Origin of the sequence: Nostoc sp. TCL26-01 (assembly GCF_013393945.1) — a bacterium.
In the GTDB taxonomy this organism is placed as follows: domain Bacteria; phylum Cyanobacteriota; class Cyanobacteriia; order Cyanobacteriales; family Nostocaceae; genus Trichormus.
Genome location: NZ_CP040297.1, coordinates 961,020 through 971,190, shown reverse-complemented (window position 1 = coordinate 971,190; position 10,171 = coordinate 961,020). Strand labels below are relative to the sequence as shown.

Sequence of the window (10,171 nt, the reverse complement as noted above, 5' to 3'; positions counted from 1 at the left end):
TAGCGACTACTTTTATCCTATCCCCTATCCCTTTGCATAATTTGTCTCCGCATTTCGCCACGAGAACGGCGTTGCAGGAGTGGAGATTGTGGTTTTTCTTCTGGATTTAATAATTGCGCTAGTTGACTTACTGTCGGGGCTGCAAAAATACTTACTGTAGGTAATTCAATCTGCAACTCTGCCTGGATTTTGTTAATAACTCGTACACCAATTAATGAGTCACCACCTAAATCAAAAAAGTTATCATAAATTCCGACTTTTTCAATCCCTATAACTTCTTGCCAAATATCGGCAATAGTTTGCTCAACTTGATTCCGGGGCAAAACGTAAATATTGCTGAGTTGAGGACGAGGATAATTGACTTTAGCTGGACTTTTTTCTGCAAAGATAGTCTCCATATTAGCATATTGAGACATTGTTTTTTGCATATTTTTAGGAGTGACAATAACTTGAGATAAGCCACTTGCTAAAATGCGATTAAATGCCTCCATGCCTTCTTTAATCGTGATGCCATCTTTGAGGATTTCTAGATGAGATGATTGTAATCCATATGCCTCCTGGAGTTGTATTGCCATTCCCGCTTCTTTCCAAGCATTCCAGTTAATAGTGATAACTGGAAGTGATGAACTTTGAGCGAATCTATCCATAAATGTATGAGCTGAAACATAATCTACATTGCCATATCCACCTGTGAAAGCTGCTATGGAAGACCAAAAAACTATAAAGTCTAATGGCACATCTTTGAAGATAGCATCAAGTACTAATGTTCCCTGAATTTTCGGTTGAAAAATAGGTGCTAACATGGCTGGTGTTTTGAGTTGCGCTAAACCACCACCACGCAATCCTGCTGCATGAATAACACCGTTAATTTCTCCAAATTTGGCATTGATTTGAGTTACAGCCGATCGCATTTGCATTTCATCAGCAACATCAGCACTTAAAACTAATATTTCTGACCCCAGCTTTTCGATTTCTTGTAGTTTACGAATCTTTTGACTAGAGATGTCTGGCTCGTCATGGGTTGCTAGCCATGCTTCCCATGCTGATTTTACAGGTAAGCTTGAACGCCCAACTAGAGCAATTTTAGCTTGTAATGTTTGGGCTAAATATTCGGCAATTCCTAATCCTAAACCACCGAGTCCACCAATAATTAGATAAACCCCTTTTTTTCGCAGTTTTTTGTTGGCTACTGTTTTTTCTAAAGGCAATGCTGTAAAGGTTTGTATCCAGCGATAGTTATTTCTATAGGCAACTACATCTTCTTGGTGATCTGCAACAATTTCTTTAATTAGTTGATCAATCAGTTGATTTTTAGCTAATAAATTGTTAGCTGGTGGCAGCACAATATCAATGCTACGACAAGTTAAGTTTGGCTGTTCTTGGGGAATAACTTTGCAACCACCTAAAACTGTAGCTTTGTCTGGGCAAAGATGTTCGTCCCCTGTAACTATTTGGATATCATTAGATATAACAGCAATTCTTAAAGGTTGGGTTATCTTTCGGTTAGCACATACATAAGATAAATTGAGTAGGCTATTTAAGCCTAATGCTTGAGATGTTTCCCAAGATTCATAAAGATGAAGACTCCATAAATGAGCAATTATCGGTGTTTTCCCTAGTAACAATATATGCTGGAATAATTGTTCGTAATCAGCACGATTTTGCGGATTAATTGTATAAACTTGCTCACTAATTTGAGTAAAGCGATCGCCTATCTTAATTTGCACCACTTCCTGTTGGTAATGATTTTGCAAACGCTGACACAAAGCATCACCAAAACTCGTATCATCTACAAACACTAACCAACAAAAATTCTCTGTGGTTAAATCTGGCTGAGGTATACTTGAACGTTGCCAAGAAGGAGTATAAAACCAATCAGTTAACTCTAATCTTTGATTGTGATCATTGTCTTCCTGTGGTGGCTCAATCCAATAACGTTGGCGCTCAAATGGATAAGTTGGTAATGGTAGGCGATCGCGTTTTTCATGCTGATAGCATCCTGCCCAATTTATCTCTACCCCTGTTAACCAAAGTTTGCCTAAAGTATTTAACAAAAATGCCACATCAGAATGTTGTTCTTGAGGATGGCGTAGTGAGGAAAAGATGATTCTTGCTGATGCTTGTTGTTTAGTTAATGTACTCAAGGTACGTCCAGGGCCAATCTCTAGAAAAATTGTTTCTGCATTTTCTAATAATTTGCTAATTCCCTCAGCAAATCTTACGGGTTGGCGTAGATGTTGCGCCCAATAGTGAGCGTCGGTTGCGGCTTCTGGTGTTATCCAATTGCCAGTAACGTTAGAAATGAAAGGGATTTTGGGAGGATGAAGTTTGATGTTTTGCACTGCTAGAGTAAACGGCTCAATTACTGCTGACATCATTGACGAATGGAAGGCATGAGATGTATGTAACCGACGATATTCTATCCCTTTGATTGTTAATTCTTGTTCTAGTTCTCCTATGGCTTCTATTGTGCCTGATACCACACTCAAAGCAGGTGCATTGCTGGCGGCGAGAGAGAGATTGTTACCTAAAAATGCTTGTACTTCTTGAGTAGATAAACTCACAGAAAGCATCGCCCCTGGAGGTTGTTGTTGCATCATCCGTCCACGATGCACCACCAGAGATAAAGCATCTTCTAGGGAGAAAACGCCAGCAATACAAGCGGCAACATATTCGCCTATGCTATGACCAATCATGGCCACAGGTGATACTCCCCACGACATCCACAATTTAGCTAAGGCGTATTCAATGACAAATAAGGCTGGTTGAGTAATAGCAGTTTGCTGTAGTTGTTCGCTAGTGCTGTTAGTTGGATATATAAACGAACGTAAGTCTAGCTGTAGATGATGTTGGAGAAAGTCAAAACAGCGATCGCACTCTTGCCTAAATGTAGTTTCTTGCTCATAGAGTTCTCTGCCCATATTAATATACTGCGATCCCTGACCTGTGAACATAAACACCACAGAGCGATCGCTAGATGCTAAGGTTTCTGTATCTATTGACTCTAAGTTTTTAATTACATCTGTAAGATTGTCTCCCACTACCATCCGGCGATGATGAAAGGCTTGACGACCGACTTGTAAGGTATAAGCAACGTCAGCTAAGTTTAAGTCTGGACGCTGTTTTAAGTAGACGGCTAAATTTTCTGTCGCTGTGGCTAAAGCCGAACTAGTTTTCGCAGACAGCACTAATAACTGGTGTTGGCGAGCAGAAACAGCAGTCTCTTGAGGTGGTGCTTCTTCTAAAATGACATGGGCGTTTGTACCACCAAAACCAAAAGAACTCACACCAGCCCTACGAGGACTATTGTCACTGTTCCACTTTGTCAGTTTTGTATTGACGTAAAACGGGCTATTCTCAAAATCAATTTGCGGGTTGGGAGTTTCAAAGTTGAGGCTAGCGGGTATGAGTTTGTGGTGGAGGGCTAGCGCTGTCTTGATTAAACCAACAATTCCCGCAGCTGCATCTAAATGTCCCACATTGGTTTTGACCGAACCAATAGCACAGTAATTTTTTCTGTTCGTACTAGCACGAAAAGCTTGTGTCATGGCAGCAATTTCAATGGGATCACCTAAAGCTGTACCAGTACCATGAGTTTCTAGGTAAGTAATGGTTTCTGGCTCAACTTCAGCCATGATTTGTGCCGTACGAATAGCTTTAGTTTGACCCTCTTGACTAGGTGCTGTATAGCCTACTTTCCCTGCACCATCGTTATTGATAGCTGAACCTTTAATTACCGCGTAAATATGATCATGATCAGCGATCGCATCTGCTAATCTTTTTAAGACTACAACTCCTATTCCATTACCTCCTACCGTACCATCAGCTTTAGCATCAAAGGCTTTGCAATGTCCATCAACTGAAACAATCTCATCTGGTGATAAAGTTAATTCGTTTTGGGGAACTTTCACTGCCACACCAGCCGCTAAAGCCATATCACATTCCCCACTCAGCAAACTTTGACAAGCTAGATGAACTGCTACTAGAGAACTAGAACAAGCTGTACCTATACTGACACTCGGCCCTGTGAGATTTAATTTGTAGGAAACACGACTAGCTAGATAATCTTTATCAACACCCACTAAAGTTTGCAAAAAGCCCTTAGATTCTATCCAGCCTGGGTGGGGACTCAAGTTATAAAGCAAGTAAGTACCCATACCCACACCAGCATAAACTCCTATGGGTCTAGTTTCTGTTTGGCAGTTATAGCCAGCATTCTCCAAGGCTTCCCAAGCAGATTCTAAAAAGAGCCGATGTTGAGGATCTATCGCTTCCGCTTCTCTAGGGTTGAAGTCAAAGAAAGAGGCATCAAATAGTTCCACATTACTCAAAACCCCACCAGCTTTGATTTTTCTAGCTGATTTTGTCTGAGGAAAAGCTGAAATTAACTCAACGCCTGCTTTGAGGTTTTCCCAAAATTCATCAATGTTACTACAGCCAGGAAACCTCCCAGCCATACCAATAATTGCTATCTCTAAGCCATTTTGAGGGAAATTCATCATTAGGGGATAGGGAACAGGGAAATAAGGTGTGAGTTTAGATGTAGTAGTTGACAGGTTGCACTAGGCGACTGGAAGTCGCGGCTACACAGGCAAAACCCGCCTACGCGGGTTAAGAATTTGATTTTAGGTTAGTCGGCGTAGGCAGACTTTGTATCGCTGCGATTTCTAATCGCTAGGGCTAGGTGCTTACTGCAACTTAGATTTGCATAAAAAAGTCACTTTATTGAAAGTAATTTTCATTAAATTAATATGATTTAGCAATTTTGACAAGCCCCTATTTTCAAAATCAGGGAAAAAGCCAATGGGTGATTCAGCTTAATATCATGCAAAGTGCTGTTTACACCGTTCTTTGCGCTTGTTCATGTTGATCTGATTGGCGTGTGCAAATTATAGCGATCGCCCAAAAAACATGAGTTTTTATTTTTATAAATTACGCATCTATCTGAAGATATATAATTATTAAATATTAAAAGTTAATCCTTATTGAGTCTACTGATAACTTTTTTATATGTAATACTGATTGCCAAATGCAATTAATTATTATTAAATTTATGTGGATAGATAATTGCAAATAAATTGCATTAACTCCATGCCTCAAGTTTTACTCCTGGTCTAGTAATTGCTTGGCAATTCAAAACTTCACTACTTACCTATTAGTAGAGTGTGTTAGCTAGTAGCCATAAGACGAGATGTAGATGTAGGTTGGGTTAAGTGCAACGCAACCCAACATGGATCTTAAAAACCCATTTATAGATATTGGTGTTGGGTTTCCCAAAGCCTCAACCCAACCTACCAATCCCCAATCCCCAATCCCCATTCCCCATTCATCTGCGCTTGACTTCATGGATAACTTAAATGTGATGAATACCCTCAAAACAATATTGACTGACTTAGGTATTCCCGAAGAATCGTTGTCTGAAGATACCTTATTAAGCAAAGATTTACACATTGATTCCGTCGAGACGATAGAAATTGCCTTGGGACTCAAACGCAAGCTGGGAGTCAATATTAAGCTAGAGGCTTGGCAAACTATGACATTAGCTCAAGTCTGCAATATGGTTGAGGCCACAATTTCTCACAACCAATCGCTACACGCTAATAGTAGCAACACAAAATAAGATTCAACCTCAAAGGAAAGTTGGATGGACAATATTTCTGCACAATTGCCTCCAGTTTTTAACGTTGCAGCCTACTTTATAGAAGGCAATTTAGCTCAAGGACAGAAGGATAAAATAGCATTTTACTATCAAGATGAGACTTATACCTACGCTCAAGTCAATAGCTTTGTCCGACGTAGTGCTAGATTGTTGTCTCATCTTGGTCTAGAGTTAGAAAATCGTGTAGCGATTCTTGTACCGGATACTCCAGAGTTTGTCTTTGCTTTTTGGGGTGCTATTTGGTTAGGTGCTATACCTATCCCTATTAACACTGGTTACAATGCCGATGATATCCAGTACATTTTGCAAGACTGCCGTGCTAAAGTTTTGCTGACAACCCAAGAGTGGCAAGAAAAATTAACTCCTATCCAGTCAAAGTTCTTGCGCCATGTTTTGCTGATAGATGGGGAAGATTCATTTGTATCTCAACTAACCGAACAAGATAAATCTCTAGCTTGGGCAGAAACAAATCGGGATGAACCAGCTTTCTGGCTTTACACTTCTGGTAGTACCGGACAACCTAAAGGTGTGATTCATCTCCATCAGAGTATGGTGGTTTGTGCAGAACAGTACGCTAAAAGTACGCTAGGTTTGCAGCCAGATGACATCACCTATTCAGTGGCAAATATGTCTTTTGCCTATGGCTTGGGTAACACCTTGTATATGCCAATGGCAGTTGGTGCAGCCGCAGTATTATCCAATGGCAACAATGCTTTTGAGATAATTGCTGACATCCAGCGCTATCGACCGACAGTTTTTTTTGGTATACCCAGTGTTTATGCAGCTATTCTCGCTGTTCAGGAAATCTCACTGTTAGATGTGACTTCTTTACGCTTATGTGTATCTGCGGCGGAACAACTACCCAAAAGTATTTGGCAAGCATGGCTAAAAATTTACCACCACGAAATTTGTGAAGGTATTGGTACAACAGAGTTTTTACACATATTTCTAGCCAACCGTATAGGGGAGTGTAAACCAGGGACTTCCGGTTGTCCTGTACCGGGTTACGATGTGCAGATTGTTGATGATGATGGTGTACCTTGTCCTCCTGATACTGTTGGTAATTTACAAGTGAGTGGCGAAAGCCTGATGTTAGGTTACTGGAACCGGTTATCACAAACACGCAAGGCTATTTATGGCAATACGATGCGGACTGGGGATAAATATGTGCGTGATGCTGATAATTATTTCCGATTTGTTGGGCGAGCTGATGACTTATTTAAAGTTAATGGTCAATGGATATCACCTACAGAAATTGAAGATGTTTTACACCAACATCCACAGATTTTAGAAGTGGCAATTGTACCAGAATCAGCAACTGGAGAACACCTAACTCAAATTGTGGCTTATGTCAGTCTCCAATTAGGGCAGACAGCATCGCCAGAATTAGAAAATAGTATTAGGCGATTTGCTAAACAGCAATTACCTCATTTCAAAGCCCCAAAAATAGTTCGGTTTGTCGAAAGTTTACCCCGAACGGCAACAGGAAAAATCCACAGGCATTTACTAGTTAAACAACAAAATGTTGTTAAGGAATAAGCTTTAACTTAAGACCTAATAATGATTTTAGGGAATTAGCAGTATTAACAAATTATCAAAAAAGGTGAAATTAATGGTAGCGGAACTCAAGACAGAAATTAAGTATCACGAAGTATTTGTACCAGGAGAACGAGAGCCGATTCTGGTTTTACATAACTTGCTTAAAGCCGGGATTTTTTCTCGTTATGTGATGTATGAGGGTAATAATGAAGTTCGGATTGCGGGTAATGAACTGGCTAAGGTGTCGGTAAACAAAAATTATGTATCAATCAATGGTTTAGGTAAGTCTTACTCTGAACCAGTAAGTGATCCTTTGAAACAAGTGGAGACTTTGCTAAAGTCTTTAAATATTGCTGATTGGACAGCTTATGGTTATGTGGCATTTGATATTGCTCGTTTTTATTCGGCATATTCTAAAGCCATTACTCAAGAAATTCTCTATTTTTTGATTCCGGAAACTGAACTGCGTTTTACAGAAGCCGGAGTTTATATTAAGACGATTAAACCATTAGAACAGGTAAAAGAACAGATATTTGTTGATAGTGTATTACCAGATTATGAGTTGTCTTCCTTGGTAGTTGATTTTAGCGATCGCCAAAATTATCAACACCGAGTTGATACTCTGATTACTGCTATTAAACAGGGAGATTTGCAGAAAGCAATTATTTCTCGTTCGGTAAAAGTAACGGGTAATTTGAATATATTAGGAACCTATGTAGTTGGTTCTCAAGCTAACAATTCTGCTCGTTCTTATTGTTTAAATTTAGAGGATATCCGTGCTGTTGGTTTTAGTCCCGAAATCCTCATGCAAGTGAATGAAGATGGTTTGGTTGTCACAAATCCCCTAGCAGCAACTAGACCTCGTGGTGCAGATTCGGCAGAAGATGCAAAATTAAGTGATGAACTATTCACAGATGCGAAAGAGGTGAAAGAACATTCACTTTCTGCTTGGTTAGCACAAAATGAAATTGCTTCACTTTGTATACCGGAAACTGTACGAGTTTTTGATTTTATGGAGGTGAAAAAATATCGTTGTGTACAGCATTTGTCATCACGAGTAGGCGGTAAACTCCTTCCGGGTAATACATTGTGGGATGCTCTCAAGGTTTTATTTCCTGGGATTACTGTGTCGGGAATTGATAAGGGATGTGCTTTAAAATGGATTGATCATTTGGAAGATGAACCAAGGGGAATTTATGCCGGTGGGATTGGTTGGGTAGATAGTAAGGGAGCAGCAGATATTGCGATCGCTATTCGTTCTGTTTACCAATATGGGAATAAAATTCATTTGAATGCTGGTGCAGGAATTGTGGCTGAGTCAGTTCCGGAAAGGGAGTATATTGAGTCGGTTAATAAGATGAATACGATGTTGAATAATTTGGTTTTGGAGGAGGAGTAGAAGAGGGTATAAACGCAGAGGGACGCAGAGGTTCACGCGGAGGAGCGCAGAGGGTTAGTTTATGACTAATTGTTCGGTTGGTGTTTGTTCACTGGCGGTGAGTTTTCCTCAGATTATTCGGACTAATGATTATTGGTTAGATAGGTTTCCCCATTTATTTGAGCGCAAGCGGCGAAATACTCGGTTGGACAATTATGGGGTTGATATTTGGTCACAGGAAGTAGCACCTTATTTATCAGATTCATTTCGGGGTAGTGTGGAACGCCGTGTGTTAGGTGAGGGGGAGTCATCACTGACGTTGGAGTGTGCGGCAGCAAGAGAGGCGATCGCATCTGCTAAACTGTCTGATGATGAAATTGATTTGCTGATTGTGGCTTCACTGTTTGGTGAACATATCGGTACTGGTCATGCGACTTATCTGGCTCACCAATTAGAATTACAATGTCCTGCGTGGAACTTAGAATCAACTTGTTCTAGTGCGTTAGTGGCTTTAGAAAACGCTCAGGCGTTAGTGCAAGTGGGAGGTTACCGCAATATTCTTGTGGTTGTGTCTCACTTTGGCTCTCGGACTGTAGAGGCAGAAGATAGTCTATCTTGGTCTATGGGTGATGGTGCTGGCGCTTTTGTGGTGGGTTTACTGAAACCGCATCAAGGAATTTTGGGTAGTAAGATTGTGCATACGGCTCAAACTTGTGGTGCATATTTACATGAACTGGTAACTGATGCTCAAGGACAGCCGCAAATACGCACCCGGACTGGGGAAAATGCTAGTATGCTGGCCCAAACGGCTGTAGATTTTGTCCGTCAATGTTGTGAGGCTGCTGTGGCTAAAGCTGGTGTCAGTTTGGCGCAAATTGATTTTTTTGCTTTCAATACTCCAACTGCTTGGTATGCCAGTGTTTGTACTAGAGCGTTGGGTATTGCTCCAGAACGGACAATTAATCTTTATCCCCGTTATGCAAATATCGGCCCTGTGCTTCCTGTTGCTAATTTGTATCACGCTGTTCAGGCGGGGAAAATTCAAGAAAATGATTTAGTTCTGGTATATACAAAAGGTGCAGCAGCGACGGCGGCGGCGACAGTGATGCGTTGGGGTGATGTAGCTTTAGGAAAGATGCCAGCCCCCCCCATCAGCGTCACTTTTCAAGATGAAATAGTTCAGCCAGCAAACATCAGTAACTCATCAGCAACTACCAACAACTTTTCTAGAGCTAAACTCTTGGCATCTAACCCAAAAATCCAACAGCAAATGCTAGAGATTTATCTTTTAGACTCTTTAAGTAGTTTATTACAAGTGCCTAGAGAAAAGTTAGATAGAGAGCAATATTTGGCTGTATTACTTGACTCTTTGACGGCAATTATGTTGAAGAATCAACTTGCTACTGATTTACAAATACAAGTAACCTTAAGTCAATTTTTGGGTGAGCAAAGTATAGCTAGTTTAGCCGAATTGTTACTCAATAAATTAGCTTTGGTGAACTTAATTTCTACAGAAGCGATCGCCCCAGCAGAAAGAGAGATATTAAGTCTATAGTAATCCGACTTGATTATTGAAATTTCTTGCTTAGGCAGGT

General features: G+C 40.4%; 5 protein-coding genes. 4 read left to right on the top strand and 1 reads right to left on the bottom strand.

All coding sequences use genetic code 11. The annotated features are described in order from the left end of the window. Positions 1–17 precede the first annotated feature (17 nt). The gene (locus FD725_RS04035) at positions 18–4,502 is read right to left on the bottom strand and encodes a type I polyketide synthase (protein WP_256871844.1); all 4,485 of its coding nucleotides are present in this window, start codon (positions 4,500–4,502) and stop codon (positions 18–20) included. Between the two features lie 728 nt (positions 4,503–5,230). On the opposite strand from FD725_RS04035, the gene FD725_RS04030 reads away from it, so the two are divergent. From FD725_RS04030 to FD725_RS04015, 4 genes are all read left to right on the top strand, one after another. After that, on the top strand, positions 5,231–5,620 hold the full coding sequence (locus FD725_RS04030) for an acyl carrier protein (protein ID WP_256871843.1): 390 nt from the start codon (positions 5,231–5,233) through the stop codon (positions 5,618–5,620). Positions 5,621–5,644: 24 nt separating this feature from the next. Next, positions 5,645–7,198 (top strand): benzoate-CoA ligase family protein, encoded by a 1,554-nt coding sequence (locus FD725_RS04025; RefSeq protein ID WP_179046927.1) that lies wholly within the window; start codon positions 5,645–5,647, stop codon positions 7,196–7,198. 73 nt (positions 7,199–7,271) lie between these two features. Then, the gene (locus FD725_RS04020; RefSeq protein WP_179046926.1) at positions 7,272–8,597 is read left to right on the top strand and encodes a salicylate synthase; all 1,326 of its coding nucleotides are present in this window, start codon (positions 7,272–7,274) and stop codon (positions 8,595–8,597) included. A gap of 61 nt (positions 8,598–8,658) precedes the next feature. Beyond that, complete coding sequence (locus tag FD725_RS04015) at positions 8,659–10,131, top strand: 3-oxoacyl-[acyl-carrier-protein] synthase III C-terminal domain-containing protein (RefSeq protein ID WP_179046925.1); 1,473 nt, start codon at positions 8,659–8,661, stop codon at positions 10,129–10,131. The last annotated feature ends 40 nt before the right edge of the window (positions 10,132–10,171 follow it).